The sequence below is a fragment of the Limimaricola sp. G21655-S1 genome (assembly GCF_027213785.1).
GTDB lineage: Bacteria > Pseudomonadota > Alphaproteobacteria > Rhodobacterales > Rhodobacteraceae > Limimaricola.
Genome location: NZ_JAPWGO010000005.1, coordinates 1 through 16,460, shown reverse-complemented (window position 1 = coordinate 16,460; position 16,460 = coordinate 1). Strand labels below are relative to the sequence as shown.

Below are 16,460 nucleotides of genomic sequence, written 5' to 3'. Positions count from 1 at the left end.
TGCTCCTCGCCTTCAGGGTGCGCTCCAGCCCGGCCGCCCGGTCAGGCTTACCGTCGCCAGCTGTATCGGGGCGCCGTCATGCCCCACGAAATCGCGGTAATCGTAACGGGTCCCCGGAAAGCCGATGTAGCGCCAGGCAACCATGTCGCGGTTGCCGCCGTAGATCGGATCCGCGAAAAACCCTTCGATGGTGTTCTTGAGGATCAGGTCGAAGAAGGTCTTGGCCGAGACGCTCTCGAAGGTGAGCGTCTCCTCGTCCAGCCCGGTCAGCACCTCGTCCTGCAGCTCTTCGGTAAGACCGGCGAAGACCGCGTCGTGCCGGGTACGACAGTAAGCGTCGAGCTCTGCCAGAGCGTTGCGGTAGAGCATGGCGGGTGGGAAGCGGCTTTGGTAGCCCTGCGTCGCGGTACCTTCGGCGAAGGGTCCCCGCATGTACCAGTGCTGGCCGCGTCCGTAGAACCCCGCCATCTGCCGGTCGAGGAAAGTGACCACGTCGGCTTCGGTCGCGCCCGGCCCGTCATCGTCACTAGGTATCAGGCGGGCGCAGATCGCAGCCACGGCCTCGCGTTCCGCGGGCGTGAAGAAGCTGTCGGCATGGGTGCCGTGATAGGGGGGTTCGCCCTTGAAGGGCGACCACGGCATGCCTTCGCCGCGGCCGTATTCGGCGGCGATGAGACCGGACGGCAGCACCAGCGCCGTGCCCCCGAACAGCATGGATTGCACGATGCGGCGCCTGGTGAAACCTGTCATGTCCTCGCCTCCCCGGTCCCGATGGCGATACCTGCGAAATGCCCTTGCGCGGGCTGAGACCGAAACGGAGGGCGAGCCTTCGCCGAACCTCCCACCACGGCTCCGTAATTCAGCAACTATACCGAAGGTTGCTTTAGGCAAGAAATCGGTCTTAGCCGCGGAGCTGATGGAGCGCCGACCGTCGCGACATGTGAGCCGGCTGTTCGGAGAACGACATCTCCATCATCCGCCCACAAGCTCGAAAATGCACTCGACCCGCGGACAGCGAACAGGGCGCGCGAGATGACGCGCGTGCAGATCAGGCGCGGCTACGTTCAAACGGCGACTACTCTGACCAAGCGCGGTGAATTGCCCATTGCTGGAACGGTCTCTCATGCGCATGGTCCCCTGATCATCGCCTGTTGGGCTTCTCGAGCGTCCCATCGGTGAACCGGGTGAGACTGGTCACGTTGAGCGCAGCCCGGCCCCGGCCAGCGTCATCCGCGAAACCACACCGGAAATCGGCTCCAGCCCGAGACTGGAAGCGCTGCAGCGCGCTGATGGACTCGTCTCTGCGCTATGGGGACCAGAATGATAGGTCGGCGCTGACGAAACCAGCTGACAAGGAAAATGTCGAGATAGAGACGATCCATGACCAGCAACGCGACGTTCCAGATCAAGCTCAGAGCGTCGCGGTGGGCCGACATCCGCTCCACGCATTGCCTCTCTCACTGGCATCAGGAAGGTTCAGCGGGAATGGACCCACCGCTCCGACCACGATCACGGAACAGCTGCCGCCGGTTGTCGTTGGTGCAACGTCATGGACAGGAAATGACGACCATGGAACGCCGCGCCACGCTTGCCCACTCTGCGGCGCCCGCGCGAGATGATGCGCAGCTACGTCGCCTCTCGGGGCTGCGGGTTCAAATCTCGCCGGGAAAGAGGCCGATGGCAGCGGCATGGTTTCGCGTCAGGCGCCCCGCCAGTGCTGCGGCGGGACGTCGCCTTCTTCTCTGGTACAGACGGTATGCTCGCGCGTTCCGAACCGCAGGGTGGCCTGGATGACGGCAAGCATTCTTGTTCTGAACGTCGGGTCGTCGAGCCTGAAATTTGCCGCTTTCGCCCGGCGGTCGGGCGGTCCGAAGCCTATCCTGACGGGAAGCTTCGACGAGAACTCGGATGAAGGCGTCGTGCTGCGTGACAGCCATGGCCGCGACCTACCCTCACTGGCTCTGTCAAGGCGGCCGGAACGCCGTGCCCTCGTTCTGGTCCTTGCCGAACGGGTCCGGAACGAGCTGCCCGGTCCTCTCGTGGTGGGGCATAGGGTGGTGCATAGTGGCGGGCGCTTCGTGGCGCCGGTGGCGCTCGACAAGCAGGCGGAGGTGGAACTGCGCGGCTTCGCGCCGCTAGCGCCGCTGCACCAGACGGCAAATCTCGACCCGGTCGTCTGGCTGCGGGAGCGGTTCCCCGACCTTCCGCAGCTCGCCGTGTTCGACGATGCCTTCCACGCCGGGATGCCGGAGGTCGCGCGCCGCCTGCCACTGCCCGACGACCTTGCGAAAGGGCTGCGGCGGCACGGCTTTCACGGGTTGTCCTATGCCTCGATCGCACGGCAGATGGCGCGGCTCTCGAAGGCGAGATGCGTGGTCGCGGTGCATCTGGCAGGCGGCGCAAGCCTTTGCGCCATGCGGGACGGGGAGAGCGTCGATACCACGATGGGGCTGACGCCGCTTGACGGGATGATGATGGGCACGCGTTCGGGCGCGCTCGATCCGGGCGCGCTGCTCTACCTGATGAAACGGGACGCTCTGGCACCCGAGGAGATGGAAGAGATGCTCTGCCGCCAATCCGGCCTGATGGGCGTCTCGGGGATCAGCGCCGATCTGCGCGACCTCTTCGCCTCGGGGGAGGTGAAGGCCGCACAGGCGATCGACCTCTACTGCCACTTGCTCACCCGCCATGTCGGCGCGATGGCCTCCAGCCTCGGCGGGCTGGAGGCGCTGGTCTTCACCGGGGGTGCGGGGCAGGGGCAGCCGGAGATTCGGTCGCGTGTCTGCGGCCGGTTGGGCTGGCTTGGCCTCGAGCTCGACCCGGCCGCCAATGCCCGCAGCAGCGCGCTGGTGTCAACGCCGAACAGCCGTGTCGAGGTCTGGGTGCTGCCGGCCGAGGAGGAGGCCGAGATTGCCCGCGCCGTCGATGGATATCTGGAAGGGAGCGAAAGATGAGCGACGAGCTGGACCGTGTCGATGCCTGGTGGCGGGCGGCCAACTACCTGTCGGCGGCGCAGATCTACCTGCTCGACAACCCGTTGCTGGTCGAGCCGCTGCGCCCGGAGCACATCAAGCCTCGGCTTCTGGGGCACTGGGGCACGTCGCCGGGGCTGAACTTCGTCTACGCCCATCTCAACCGGGTGATCCGATCACGCGATCTCGACATGATTTTCATCGCCGGACCCGGTCATGGCGGCCCGGCGGTTCTGGCCAATACCTGGCTTGAAGGCAGTTACGGAGAAATCTACCCCGACGCTGGCTTTGGGGAGAAGGGCCTACGCCGCTTCGTGCGGCAGTTCTCCTTTCCGGGCGGGGTGCCAAGCCATGCCGCGCCCGAGACACCGGGCTCGATCCACGAGGGGGGTGAGCTGGGCTACAGCCTGATGCACGCCCATGGTGCGGCCTTCGACAACCCGGACCTGCACGTGGCCTGCGTGATCGGGGACGGCGAAGCCGAGACCGGGCCATTGGCGGCAAGCTGGACCTCGATCCGCTTTGTCGATGCGGCGCGCGACGGCGCGGTGCTGCCGATCCTGCATCTCAACGGCTATCGGATCGCCGGACCGACGGTGATGGGACGCATGCCGGACGACGCCCTCGAAGCTCTGTTTCGTGGTCATGGCTACGCGCCGATCCTCGTTTCGGGCGACGACCCGGCGCGGATGCATCGCGAGATGGCCGCCGCGCTGGATGCGGCGTTCGACGAGATCGCGGCCATTCAGCGCGCGGCACGAACGGGAGAGGCCGACCCGGCGGCGACGCCGCGCTGGCCGCTGATCCTGCTGCGCAGCCCCAAGGGCTGGACCGGGCCGAAAGAGGTAGATGGCGCGCCGGTCGAAGGCACACACCGGGCGCACCAGGTTCCGCTGCCCGGCGTGCGCGAGAACGAGGACCATCTGCGTCAACTCGAAGCCTGGCTCCGCAGCTACCGCCCCGAGGAGCTGTTCGCTGACGGCGTGCCGAACGCAGAGGTCAGGGCACTTTCGCCCGAGGGCACGCGGCGCATGGGGGCAAACCCGGCGGCCAATGGCGGCAAGCTGCTGCGCCCGCTCGATCTGCCCGAGCTGTCGATGGCCGAGATCGAGGTTCCGACGCCCGGCGCCGTGCAGGCCAGCGCCAACCGCGCGCTCGGGCTCTGGTTGCGCGAGCTGATGCGCGACAACCCCGACAATTTCCGCCTGTTCGGACCCGATGAGACGGAGAGCAACAAGCTCGACGCCGTGTTCGAGGTGAGCGCGCGCAAGGCCACTGGCATGATACGGGAGGGCGACGTCGATCTCGCCGCCGACGGCCGAGTGATGGAAGTGCTGTCGGAGCATCTGTGCCAAGGCTGGCTCGAAGGCTACCTGCTCACCGGCCGGCACGGGCTGTTCAACAGCTACGAGGCCTTCATTCATATCGCCGGCTCGATGTTCAACCAGCATGCCAAGTGGTTGCGGGTGAGCCGCGACCTGGAATGGCGCGCGCCGGTGGCGGCGCTGAACTACCTGCTGACCTCGCATGTCTGGCGGCAGGATCATAACGGCTTCAGCCACCAGGACCCCGGCTTTCTCGATCATGTCGCCTCGAAGGGCGCCGAGGTCGCGCGGATCTGGCTGCCGCCCGACGCCAACACCTTGCTGCAGGTAGCCCGCGATTGCTTCAAGAGCCGCGACCGGGTGAACGTCATCGTTTCGGGCAAGCACGAGGAGAGCCAGTGGTTGTCGCCCGAGGCCGCAAAGGCGCATTGCGCGGCAGGGGTCGGGGCTTGGGACTGGGCCTCGGACACGGGCGAACCAGATGTGGTCATGGTCTGTGCAGGTGACGTGCCGACGCAGGAGACCCTCGCCGCCGTTGCGCTGCTGCGCGCGCAGCTCCCCGATCTCGGACTTCGGGTGGTGAACGTGGTCAACCTGATGGCGTTGCAGCCACCTCCAGGCAACCCCCAGGGCCTAGAAGACGAGCGTTTCGACGCGCTGTTCACCACCGACCGGCCGGTCGTCTTCGCCTTTCACGGCTACCCGGGCCTCGTGCACGAGCTGACCTACAAGCGGCGCAACCATGCCAACATCCATGTTCACGGCTACCGCGAGAGCGGCACCACCACGACACCTTTCGACATGCTGGTGCGCAACGAACTCGACCGGTTTCACCTTGCGCTGGCCGCTCTTCGCTGGAGCGGCCGGAAGGACGAGGCAGCTCGGCGGCTGGAACGGTATTGCCACGATCGGCTGGCCGCGCATGAGGCGCATGTCCGCAAGACCGGCATCGATCTGACCGAGATCACAAGCTGGCGCTGGCCTGATAGGCCGAACTGACCCCCTCAAAGCAACACCGGCTGGTAAGGACACCCTATAGACAGGAGGCACCCTATGACATGAAAGGGTCATGCCAGGCGGAAACTCCAAGATACCGGAGCTGCTGGCGCAGGTCGCCTCAGAAGCAGTGATTGGCACGGTCGACGTTGACGGCGCTAAGGATACGCACCGCTGCCATGGTGAGATCATCGATCGAGGGGACGACGATGTCGTACCGAAATGGTCGTGATTGAATGGAAATCTATCTTGCCGCCGTCGCGCGCAACGAGGTCCTGCGGACCATGCGCCATCTGGGCCAATCGTTCTGGAAAAGTGGGACGACTTCTACGAAGGGCGAGGTATTAGATTTGCGGCAGACTTAATGGTGGGCTAGGAGTAATTATTTATGTTGGGGCGTGGCGCATCCCCAATGGCGCGGATAAATCGAGATGGCTTCATATCAACTGCGATGCACCTTTGCCTTGCAATGCGCTGTCGCTTAACATCATTGCCAGGAAGGAAAGAGCGAATTCTTATCCCATCTCCGAGCTCTCACCGCCGCGGTTGAGGTGAAGTCTCTTGCTGGGCATGCAGCAATGTTAATCGATCATGGAAGCCTTATTCCCACCGCAACTTCCTTGCCTGCGCGGGTTCAGTCCTGCGCGCTTCACGACACCCAGAAATTAAGGCCGATCGCATTTTGGACACCACCAAGCAATCACGACGACTCATTTCTTTTCCGTATTCACGCCACTGATCTTCAATATCACGTGGGTTGCTTTGGGATTTCATGTCTACGTAAGACCAGAAACGCCTGAAGTCCTCTGCGCTCAAGTCAACGAATATTTCCGCCAATCTCTCAGGGAAGGTTTTCATGGCTATTTTCCAAAAAATCTGACGGCCAGTACGCCTTGACTACTGGGGCACGATGTCAAAGCAGGACGATAATTAAATATTTGGCAACCCATAGCCAAATTATCGCGGCAACCGAGGAAACTGATATCATGACCCAGTCAGGTCTGCTTGCATCGTTCATATTGCGGTGATTGACTTCTTGACTGGCGAGAATATCAGCAATCTGGATGGAGAGTTCCAGGTAATGCCGAGGGCCAGATCTTCGTCGTGAAACCTCAAAATTACTTGGAGAATCATTACCCCCTTCACTCCCAGAAAACATGTTCATGCGGCGACAAGACCCGCACTCTGTCATAGCGTTTTGCCATCGCACCGGGGTTAGCGTGCTATCATCTAAATGCCGGTCTGCGGAACCCATGTCTACTCTCATCGTTGGCTGCCAAGAGACGGATCCAGAACGTCAATATAGCTATCTTGGCTACAGTAGGGGGTACCCTTTCGGGGCCAGGAATTGCAAACCAGTATTTCTGAGCGGAACTAGCAAGAACTTTGATGCAACCCACACATCATGACTAAGGGAGCGCGATTGTGGATACTGAACTGGTCCGAACATTCCTCGAGATCGTATCAACCGGCAGCTTCTCCCACGCTGCTTCTCGTCTGAATGTAGCGCAAACTACTGTAAGTGCGCGTATGAAAACTCTCGAGGAGAAGTTGGGGGAGACCCTTTTATACAGGCGGAAAACCCGAATAGAGTTGACACCTGCTGGAGAGAAATTTTTGCAAGGTGCTCCCGCATTCATTCAAAGCGGTGAGCGCCTTAAACGGCTCATGAGCGTCCCCGCGGGCAACTCTGCTCAACTGACGATGGGAGGTGAGGTCAATCTACCGGAATCCTATCTAGGACGGTGGGCTTGGAGATTCCGTAGAGACCACCCTGAAATCGCCGTGCAAATAATAAGGGATCGATCTGAATTGCTCGCTGAACAGGTAAGTTGTGGCGCCTTGGATCTTGCGGTAATGCACCTTCCCCCTATGCTCGCTGGGACGAAGCGCGAGGCAATCTTTGAGGACACTTTGGTGATGGTAGCGGCCGATCCTGCCCTCAAATCGGTCGAAGATCCCCGTTTCGTATATGTTGACTGGGGAGAGCAGTTTAATCAGGATTTCAGATTGCATTTTGGGGATCTCAGAAAGGCAGCAGTGGAGTTCGATGCCGGACCTGTGGCCCTTCAGTATGTCCTATCGAGTAATGGCGCGGCCTACGGCCGGCTGCGAACGGCCCAGAGGTTCCTTGACGCGGGCAAGCTGCATCTCGTGCCTAACATGCCCCGCTTCTCCTATCCGATGTACGCCGTATACTCTCATGACTCGGATCAGGCTTTGATCAAGGACGCTTTGGAGTGTTTGCGTCTGGAGGTTTCGTAACAGAGCTAGCCGCGGGTATTTCAGTTGGCCAACTTATCCAACTCATGCTGATTTTGCCAACTAACAAGCGTCTCGCGGAGAGAACTTTCTGCAACCACGACGTGGACCGTGCCTGCTTACCAGATCTGGTCGGGTAGGCGGGGCACGCCACTCATGTTGAGGCCGGCCCCGGCGCGCAGCCGTGCCTCGTAGCCGGCGGCCAGCGTTTCTGCCTCCGCCAATACACGCAGCAGCCGGGTCTCCACATGTTCGGTCAGCAGGCGCCGCGCCAGTTCGGGCGCCCCGGCGTCGGCGAGTATTGCGGCGCTGCGCTGCACATCCGCCAGTTCCGCGGCCAGGCCGCGCTCCACGGCCCGCCAATGCGTCGAAACCTCCGTCACCCATGCATCGCCCCCTTGGAAGGCCAGATGCATCAGCCGCTTGAAGACCGCGACCGCCGAGCGGGTGGAGGCGGCGCCCTGCGGGATGTCGGAGATGGCGTCAGGCCCCGTCACCTCGTGCACGCGATCGATGAAGCGGGCGCTCTCACCACGACCGAGATAACGATGACGGCCGTATTCGAGAGGCACGCGCTCGATGCCCAGGAACACCGGCACCAGGGGCGCGGTGACGGGGCCGACCGGGGCATGCCACATCATGCGCAGCATCTCGGGCGTCTCGGCGGTGAGGGGCACGATCTGTCCATACCCGGCGCTGTCGCCGGTCAGCCGCGGGGTCGACACGGCCCAGATCATGTCTTCGAGCCCCAGCCCGCCGGGGCGGGCCGCACGCCTTGCCATCTCGTCCTCGATCCACGCCACGCCGGGACGCCGTCCTCGTCCATCGCCGAAGACCCGGTTCACGTCGAAGGCGTCGCCCGCCATGTGCCACCCGAGCCTCTGAGCGGTCTCGAGGAAGTGCTCAGGGAACAGCACGTCATTGCCTGCCTCCTGCGGGATGTGGCCGATCCAGCCCGGTCGCAGGGCGCGAATGCTCCGGGGTCCGAGCCGTTCGGCCACCCAAAGCCCCAGACCCCCGGCGAACTCGATCACCACCCAGCCTTCGCAGGCATCGGCGATCAGGTGCGAGTTGCCGCCATAGCTGCTGTGACCATGCGTGGCGATCAGCGCGCCGATGATCTCGACGCCCTCCCGCGCGGTGCGGGCGCGCTCCAGCACGATCTTCGAGAGATCCGAGTAGTTCGGCCCCTTCTGATCCGGCGGGGTCATCGCCAGGAGCTCAGGCCGGGAGGGAGACCAGACATCGCGCACCGCGACGCCGTGCTGGTTCACGCCGCCATTGATGAGTGGTGGCGGCGCACCGAGATAATGGCTGTAGTTCACGCCCATGTAGCGCGCCGTCCGGGGCACCTGCGGGATCGTGCTCAGCTGACCGGGCAGGGCGGCCTCGGCCGTGACGCCGACCGTGATCGTGCTGTCCGTGGCGTGGCTGCGGCAGGGCACCACCTCCAGCCAATGGCCGGAGGGCTCATCGCCGTAGCCCGCAAGCCAGCCATGGCCCGAGGCGCAGAGGTCAGACCCGATATAGAGGGCGTAGCTCATAGGGCGAGATGGCCGCTAGCTGGAGGAATATGCATCTGGACCTCGCGTTTACCATGCGCGGGTGTCCGCTCCCAAGAGCCGGTCGTACTCGGCTTCCGAGGCGCCGTAATACCCCTCGGTCGAGGCTTCCAAACCTACTCGGTCACGGACCTCAAGAAGGCAGCGGGTCGAACGAATGAAGCCGCGGCTTTCAAGTTCGTGCAGGGCGACCGTTACGCCAGCCCGACGAACTCCAAGCATCAGCGCAATGGCGCCGTGGGTCACATGGAACGCTTGCCCCGAGAGACGATCCCGGCACATCAGAATCCAGCGGGCCAGACGGATCTCGAGCTTGGCATGACTAAAGGCCAGGGTGGTGGAGTAGGTCTGGGCCATCTGCGCTTGCAGGAACCGCAATTGCCGCCGGCGGAAAGCCGGTATCTTCATTGCAGTACGGAACGCGTCGACGTCTATGCGCCACCCATGCCCCGAGATCTGCACGACGACATCATGCAGGCTGAGACCGTCTTCCAGGATCAGCGAGGTGCCGGTCATTCCCTCGCGCCCGGCCATGCCCGCTTCCGCCTTGGGAAGGCCGTCACCGCTCACCACCACGGAGGCGATGCCTGCGGCCGGAAAATAGACATGTGTGGTCCTTTGCCCGCGGCACTCGAGCATCGACTCGGAGGGCAGGTCCACCGCTTCGAGCGAAGGCTTGAGGGCTGCGAGAACGGCAGGGGGAAGCCCGTCGAGCAGCCGATTTCCGGTGAGATCTTCCAATGCTTTCTGCCTCCAACTCCTGCAGGGGAAGCCCCTTGCGTCGTGGCGGCTCAGCAAGCGAACAACTAATAGAGACAGGCTATCAGAAACGTGCAGGCCCATAAAGGTTGCCCATCATCCGGAGGGAAAACGTGAAGACAAGTCGATCGCTTCGCGCCTTTCTTGTCTTTCGGAGGACAGCTGCGCTGGCTCCGTGCCCCGGACACTGCTGGCTGCGTTCTCAGCGCAATCCGAACAGCAAGGCGACCCCACCTAGATAGCAGACGGCGACCGCGATGGAGTCGAGGCCGATGCCCCCCACCGCCGGATCACGGCGCTCGAGAAGGCCGGCCATGTAGATCGCCGTCACTAGGATGCCCAGGGCCCCGGCCACGATCGAAAAGCTGCCGGCCTCGCCCAGCACCGGCGGGCCGAAATAGGTCAGGTCCACCAGCAGGATCAGCGCGATGTCGAAAAGGTTGGTGCCAAAGATGTCCGAGACCGCCATGACGAAGCGCTTGAGCCGCATCGCCGCGAGCACTGTCGAGATTTCCGGAAGCGAGGTCGCGATGGCGACGAAGATCGCCCCGAAGAAGCTCTGTCCCAGCCCGGTCTGCTCGGCCAGCGCCTCGGAAGCGGAAGACAGCGCCCAGCCGGCCACGAAGATCGCCAGGGCAACCACGACGGTCATCAAGGTGAGGCGGCGCGACGACATGTCAGGGTGCTCTACATCCGGCAGCTCTTCCGCCGGAGGCTGGCCCACCACCTCCCAGTCGAGATTGCCCTCGGCCTGCGTCACAAGGCGCAGGGCGTAGAGAAAGCTGCCGAAGATGATCCAGGACCACATCCCAGCGCCGAGCACCGGCACGTCGCCCACGGCAATGCCGATGATCACGAACGCCATCAATACGATGCCCAAGGTGCCTTGCAGGATCACCGTCGGGTCCGGCACGGCGGTGGTCAGCGCGCCGCGGCGATAGACGGCATCGGCGACAGCCAGGATCGCGACCTGCATGGTGAAACCGCCCAGGAGGTTGTTGACCGCGAGCGCACCCGCCCCGGAGATGGCGGCGCTGCCGGCCACCGCGATCTCCGGCAATGAGGTGACGCCCCCGAGAAGGAGCACGCCCAGGGCCGCCTGCCCAATACCGGTTCGGCGCGCGATGGCATCGGCGTAGATGGACAGCCGCGTGCCCGCGATCCAGACGATGATCGCCGCGACGATGAAGACGGCCAGGTTCGCGGCCAGCGGCAGCCCTTCGAGAACACCCATCAGCAGATGACCCTGTTTGGCGGAGGGGCTACCGATCGGACGAGACCGTTTTCACCTCCCGGCAAATGCCTCCCCATTCTCGAGGTGATATCCGCAAGCATGGCGTGATTGCCGATCACCAACGTCTCCGGCAGATTGCTCCCTTCAGGCGCAACCTGACCCTGCGGCTGCAAGTTCCCCGCGGACCCTCCCGAGGGCGCAGCGGGTGGGATATGGCCCACGCCTTCGAGCTCCCCGGGGTGATCCCGGGATATCCTGCGGCGCGCAACGCAAGGCCCGCCCCGGGGCAGCGCTGCGGGCCTCGGTGGAACCGCGTTGAGTCAGCACACGTTGCGCGACGGGAGGCCTTATGACCGAGAAGCCCCGCGTACTCATCACCGGAGCAGCCGGCAGCATCGGATCGGCGCTGCGCGAGCGTCTCGTGGACTACGAGGTGATCGGGCTCGACCGCGAGGATGGCCCGGGCGTCTTCGCCTTCGACATCACCGACAGCGCCTCGATTGAGCGGGCCCTGGACCGGATTGCCGACCGGCACGGGCGGCGCTTCGCGGCCGTGATCCATCTTGCGGCCTATTTCGATTTCTCCGGCGAGGACAACCCGCTCTACGACGAGGTCAATGTCGAGGGCACGGCAAAGCTGCTCGACGCGTTGCAGGACTACGAAGTGGAGCGGTTCATCTACTCCGGGACGATGCTGGTGCACCGTCCCGGCGCCCCGGGCCTGCCGATCAACGAGGCGACTGCCATCGATCCGAAATGGGCCTATCCGATCTCCAAGGCCCGGACCGAGGAGGTGATCCGGGAGCGGCATGGCGAAATGCCCTATCTGCTGCTGCACCTCGCCGGGCTCTACGACGAGAAGACGGCGGTCCCGACACTGGCCGAACAGATCCGCCGGATCTACGAGCGGGATCCGAAATCGCACGCTTATTCGGGCGATCTGCACACCGGGCAGTCGTTCCTGCACCGCGAGGATATGCTCGACGCCTTCGCCCGCGCCGTGAATCGGCGCGGCGAGCTGCCCGACGATGCGGTGATCCTCGTCGGCGAGCCCGAGGCGGTGCCCTATGACGAGTTGCAGCACATCCTCGCCCGGCTGATCCATGGCGAAGAGGACTGGACCACGCTCTCGGTGCCCAAGCCACTCGCCGCGGCGGGCGCCTGGCTCGAGACCAAGGCCGAGCCGGTCATCCCGGACGACATCGACCAGGGCGAGGCGCCCTTCATCAAGCCGTTCATGGTGCGGATGGCCGATGACCATTACGAGCTCGATATCTCGCGCGCCAAGGCGCTCTTGGACTGGAAACCGCGCCATGCCCTGCGCGAAACGCTGCCCAGGATGGTCGAACACCTCAAATCCGACCCGGCCCGCTGGTACGAGGCGAACGGGCTGACCCCGCCGCACTGGCTGCAGGCCGTGGCCGAGGAAGGCCACGACGCCGAAGAGCTCCGGGCGCGTCACGAGGCGCGGTTCCGCGCCGCGCACGCCCGCAACCTTTGGGCCCACTTCCTCAATGCCGGCATGGGAGCGTGGCTCGCGGCCTCGCCGCTGGTGGTCGGCTATGGCGGGCTTGGCATGACGATCAGCGACATCGTCTCGGGGCTTCTCGTGATGGCGGGCAGCCTTCTCGTGCTCTCCTGGCGCCTCGCGCTGATCCGCTGGGCGGTGGCAGCGGTGGGCCTGTGGGTGATGGCGGCGCCGCTGCTGTTCTGGAGCGAAAGCGCGGCTGCCTATCTCAACGGATCGCTCTCGGGCATGATCGTCTTCGCCCTCGCGGTCTGCGTGCGCCCCCCGCCCGGCGTCGGGCGGATCGCCGCGAGCCGCGGGCCGGCGGTGCCCAAGGGCTGGGATTACTCGCCGTCGGACTGGACGCAGAGGATCCCGATCATCGCCCTCGCCATCTTCGGCTACCTGGTGTCGCGCTACCTTGCGGCCTATCAGCTGGGCCATGTCGACAGCGTTTGGGAGCCGTTCTTCGCCGGCGCCTCCGAGGATCCGAAGAACGGCACCGAGGAGATCATCACTTCGGATGTCTCGCGGGCCTGGCCGGTGCCGGATGCGGGCCTCGGCGCGCTGACCTACCAGCTCGAGATCCTGATCGGCCTGATCGGATCGGCCAGCCGCTGGCGTACCATGCCCTGGCTGGTGCTGGTGTTCGGCATCATGATCGTGCCGCTCGGCGTGGTGTCGATCACCTTCATCATCATCCAGCCGATCCTGCTCGGCACCTGGTGCAGCCTGTGCCTGATCACCGCGGCCGCGATGCTGATCCAGATCCCCTATTCGGTCGATGAGCTGATCGCGACCTGCCAGTTCCTGGTCCGGCGCAAGCGCGCCGGCCGGCCAATGCTGCGAGTGTTCCTGACCGGTGACACGGATGAGGGCGCGGATGACGGGCAGCGGGTCGAAAGCTTTGAGCGTCCGCCCGGCGCGGTGATCGGCGAGATGCTGGGCGGCGGGATCGGCGTGACCCCGGGCCTTGCCGTAAGCGCGGCGGTGGGGCTGTGGCTGATGTTCACGCGGCTGACGCTCGCCACCGAAGGGGGCCTCGCCGATACCGATCACCTGATCGGCGCGCTCGCCCTGACCGTGGCGGTGACCGCGATGGCCGAAAGCGCGCGGCCGGTTCGGTTTCTCAACATCTGCCTCGGCGCGGCGCTGGTGATCGCGGCGCTGGTCATGGACGGAAACTGGCTGCAGAAGGGCGCCGACATCCTGGCCGGGCTGGTGCTGATCGCCGCAAGCGTCCCACGCGGTCCGATCCGGCATTCCTACGGCACCTGGTCGCGTCTGCTCGTGTAGGCGAAGGGGCAGTTAGTCGTGACGAAGCCAAAAGGGATGGCGAAGTAAACGGCAATCTGAACCAGAGCGGGACCGTGCCCGATGCATTGCAAATGATCGACAGCACCGTCATCCGCGCCCACTATCAAGCCTCTGGCTCAAAGGGGGGGCGTCACGTAGTCATGACAGTTCTAGAGATGACTTCACGACCAATATCCACTTCCTAGCCCCTGCGCATGGCTTACCCGAGGGCAGAGAACGTGAGGCCAGACATCCAATTACTACGGTTTCGATCTGATTATGGCGAGCAACTGCCCCAGCCAAGCGTATTCCCAACGGATCACGGCTATGACGGGGACAGTATCAGAACGCCTACGGAAGCACAAAACACGCTGTCGGTGATCCCGATGCGCAAGTCTCATAAGAAGCGTATCGGCGAAGATCGCGAACTTTGTCGCTTACGCAAATTGGTTGAGCGCTGCTGCAATAAGCATAAGAACGCCAAGCGTGTCTTAACCCGCTATGACAATAGCGCCGGAAGCTTTTTCGGCTTTATCGGTCTCACGTCGATCCGCCTCTGGCTCCATCAGTTCACCAAAATCTGAGGGTGCAATCGCTTTCGTTGGAAAGATAGAGGCGCCGCTGACTGCTTTGCGGGCAAGGACGATTTCTTGTTTTCTTTGTCTGGGGTCCTCCCGCCGCATAAAGCGGAAACGAAGACGGGCCTCCGCGAAGGCCCATTGTTCGCAGATGCCACGCGGCGATCAGTCGCTCGGTGCGCGCACTTCACGGATCTCGGTGACATCGACCGTCGCCTGTCCCTGCATGCAGATGGACACGTCGGCTTGGTCGCCTTCGATCTCGACATATTCCCCAGGGGTGAACTCGACATCGTCGCTAACTAGCGCATAGCGGTCGCCATCTGGAGTGATCAGCGTATAGCATTCGACCCCCTCATTCACGTGGCCTTCCAAGGCCATGTCGTCGCCATCCTCGCGATCCTCACCGCCGCGAGCCGTGACCTCGAAATCACCGGATTTGTAGGTCATACCGCGATCTGTATCGACGACGAAGGTCAGCACGTCCTCAGGACCGGCCCAGCCGGGCACCTCAACCTCGGCGCGGACCTCGCCATCCCCAGCCACTTGCACCTCGCGGATGCGCTGCCATTCGCTGGACTGCCGTCCGGCCCCAATGGTCACCCAGTCGTCAGGCCGCAAATCGCGCGCCATGACGGTAACCTCGCTGCCCGGTGGTCCGCTTTGCGACGACAGATTCACGGTGGCGCTGCGGTTGCCCCGTGGCAGGTTCAGCACCTCGCCGATGGCCAACGACAACGGGTCGAGGTCGGGGTTCTCGGCCATCAGTTCCTGCAGGCTCAGATCCAGCGTCGCGGCGATGGAGTAGGCGGTGTCGTTCGCTTTGACGCGGTAGCTGCCCTCCGCTTCGCTGCCCGGGGCCTCAGTGCGCATCTCGCCGTCGCTGCCCGGCCCCTTGGCCAGCCGAATGCGCGCGCCCACCGGGATCGCATCGACATCCAAATTCGGATTGAAATGCATGATAGTGGCCAGTGCGACACGACACTGTTGTGCCACGCTGTAGAGCGTATCGTCCGGCTGGATCGTGTAGGACACCCCGCAACGGGTGTCCGCAGCGACACCGCCCACGACCATCGCGCCGGCCAGAGTGGTGGCGACGGCCGTGGTGCGAAAAACTGCGCTCTTGGGGATCATAGGCTCCTCCTAATCGCGGTTCCTATGAGGAAAACACACAGCCCGGGGGGCAATGTTCCATTAAAGGATGTGCGGCCATTGTGCGTAGCGCTCCCGCTTGCGTGGGAGAAAACTGAAGCCCCTGTGTGGCGTGCTGCCCTGCCCTCGAAACCGAGGCCATGCGTGGCAGGCGAACGACTGAACTCGGGTCGCCTTGACTGACCATCTGCAAGCCGAGCGTTTTGGCACAGCCGGCGTGCTGCTATCGAACCTGCCCTATCCCTGGGGGCAACTGTGTAGTTTTTCAAAGGCGAATGGGCTGTTTGTTCCGGATCATGGCATTGAGGATGACGAGGAGCTGACGGGCAACGGCAATGAGGACTGTTTTGGGGGCTTTGCCGGCAGCCTTCATTCGATCTCGCATGGCGATCAAGGGCGGCACGCGGCGAGAGGCGCTCAGGGCCGCGATGTAGAGGGCTTCACGGACCTTGCGCCGTCCTCCCCATATGCGTCGCGTGCCGCGCCATGTGCCGCTCTCGCGGGCATGCGGAGCGAGCCCGGCGAGAGAGGCGATCCGACGCCGGCAGAGCGTGCCGAGTTCGGGCAGTTCGCCGAGAAGCGTCGCCAGCACCGTCGGTCCGATCCCGGGCACGGCGCGAAGCAACTCCGCCTGCTCGATAAGTTCGGGGCTGTCTTCGATCAGAGCGGCGATCTTGCGATCCATGGTGACAATGCGGCGGTCGAGCAGCGCGATCATCGTTTCGATCTCGCGCAGGATCGCTGGCTGGCCGGCGCTGTGGCGACGCACCTTTTCGGCTTTCCGCATTTCGACCAACTGCCTGCGGCGACGAAGGAA

Annotated in this window: 11 protein-coding genes; 5 read left to right on the top strand and 6 right to left on the bottom strand. The window is 63.7% G+C overall.

The features are described 5' to 3' along the window. Positions 1–12 precede the first annotated feature (12 nt). Positions 13–750, bottom strand: coding sequence for a gluconate 2-dehydrogenase subunit 3 family protein (locus O4G76_RS06835; RefSeq protein ID WP_269396617.1), 738 nt, complete (start codon positions 748–750; stop codon positions 13–15). A 1,040-nt stretch (positions 751–1,790) separates the two neighbouring features. On the opposite strand from O4G76_RS06835, the gene O4G76_RS06830 reads away from it, so the two are divergent. The 3 genes from O4G76_RS06830 to O4G76_RS06820 all read left to right on the top strand — a co-directional run bounded on the left by O4G76_RS06830 (position 1,791) and on the right by O4G76_RS06820 (position 7,558). Further along, positions 1,791–2,954, top strand: a complete 1,164-nt coding sequence (locus O4G76_RS06830) for an acetate/propionate family kinase (protein WP_269396616.1) — start codon at positions 1,791–1,793, stop codon at positions 2,952–2,954. Then, a complete protein-coding gene (locus O4G76_RS06825; RefSeq protein WP_269396615.1) occupies positions 2,951–5,296 on the top strand; it encodes a phosphoketolase in 2,346 nt (781 codons plus the stop codon). The genes O4G76_RS06830 and O4G76_RS06825 overlap by 4 nt, the downstream gene beginning before the upstream one ends. A gap of 1,422 nt (positions 5,297–6,718) precedes the next feature. Next, entirely contained in the window at positions 6,719–7,558 is an 840-nt protein-coding gene (locus tag O4G76_RS06820; protein WP_269396614.1) for a LysR family transcriptional regulator, read from the top strand. A 116-nt stretch (positions 7,559–7,674) separates the two neighbouring features. On the opposite strand, the gene O4G76_RS06815 is transcribed toward O4G76_RS06820, so the two are convergent. The 3 genes from O4G76_RS06815 to O4G76_RS06805 form a co-directional block, all read right to left on the bottom strand. Then, complete coding sequence (locus O4G76_RS06815) at positions 7,675–9,099, bottom strand: C69 family dipeptidase (RefSeq protein WP_269396613.1); 1,425 nt, start codon at positions 9,097–9,099, stop codon at positions 7,675–7,677. A gap of 48 nt (positions 9,100–9,147) precedes the next feature. Next, complete coding sequence (locus O4G76_RS06810) at positions 9,148–9,858, bottom strand: Crp/Fnr family transcriptional regulator (protein WP_269396612.1); 711 nt, start codon at positions 9,856–9,858, stop codon at positions 9,148–9,150. Positions 9,859–10,078: 220 nt separating this feature from the next. Further along, complete coding sequence (locus O4G76_RS06805; protein WP_269396611.1) at positions 10,079–11,110, bottom strand: sodium:calcium antiporter; 1,032 nt, start codon at positions 11,108–11,110, stop codon at positions 10,079–10,081. Positions 11,111–11,459: 349 nt separating this feature from the next. Here O4G76_RS06805 and O4G76_RS06800 point away from each other — a divergent pair, with 349 nt between their 5' ends. After that, entirely contained in the window at positions 11,460–13,913 is a 2,454-nt protein-coding gene (locus O4G76_RS06800; RefSeq protein ID WP_269396610.1) for a vitamin K epoxide reductase family protein, read from the top strand. A 239-nt stretch (positions 13,914–14,152) separates the two neighbouring features. Beyond that, positions 14,153–14,497 carry a hypothetical protein gene (locus O4G76_RS06795; protein ID WP_373568014.1) on the top strand — a complete coding sequence of 115 codons (345 nt, stop codon included), beginning with the start codon at positions 14,153–14,155 and terminating at the stop codon, positions 14,495–14,497. A gap of 159 nt (positions 14,498–14,656) precedes the next feature. Here the strand turns inward: O4G76_RS06795 and O4G76_RS06790 are convergent, their stop codons facing one another. Further along, positions 14,657–15,625 carry a LysM peptidoglycan-binding domain-containing protein gene (locus O4G76_RS06790; protein WP_269396609.1) on the bottom strand — a complete coding sequence of 323 codons (969 nt, stop codon included), beginning with the start codon at positions 15,623–15,625 and terminating at the stop codon, positions 14,657–14,659. A gap of 283 nt (positions 15,626–15,908) precedes the next feature. Then, the coding region (locus O4G76_RS06785) for a transposase (protein ID WP_269396608.1) at positions 15,909–16,460 on the bottom strand (552 nt) is incomplete at its 5' end.

What these genes read in the sequence shown, in the direction of transcription:
- O4G76_RS06805 (WP_269396611.1), bottom strand. Translation starts at nt 11,110, where the DNA reads ATGGGTGTTCTCGAAGGGCTGCCGCTGGCCGCGAACCTGGCCGTCTTC.
- O4G76_RS06800 (WP_269396610.1), top strand. Translation starts at nt 11,460, where the DNA reads ATGACCGAGAAGCCCCGCGTACTCATCACCGGAGCAGCCGGCAGCATC.
- O4G76_RS06815 (WP_269396613.1), bottom strand. Translation starts at nt 9,099, where the DNA reads ATGAGCTACGCCCTCTATATCGGGTCTGACCTCTGCGCCTCGGGCCAT.
- O4G76_RS06835 (WP_269396617.1), bottom strand. Translation starts at nt 750, where the DNA reads ATGACAGGTTTCACCAGGCGCCGCATCGTGCAATCCATGCTGTTCGGG.
- O4G76_RS06825 (WP_269396615.1), top strand. Translation starts at nt 2,951, where the DNA reads ATGAGCGACGAGCTGGACCGTGTCGATGCCTGGTGGCGGGCGGCCAAC.
- O4G76_RS06830 (WP_269396616.1), top strand. Translation starts at nt 1,791, where the DNA reads ATGACGGCAAGCATTCTTGTTCTGAACGTCGGGTCGTCGAGCCTGAAA.
- O4G76_RS06790 (WP_269396609.1), bottom strand. Translation starts at nt 15,625, where the DNA reads ATGATCCCCAAGAGCGCAGTTTTTCGCACCACGGCCGTCGCCACCACT.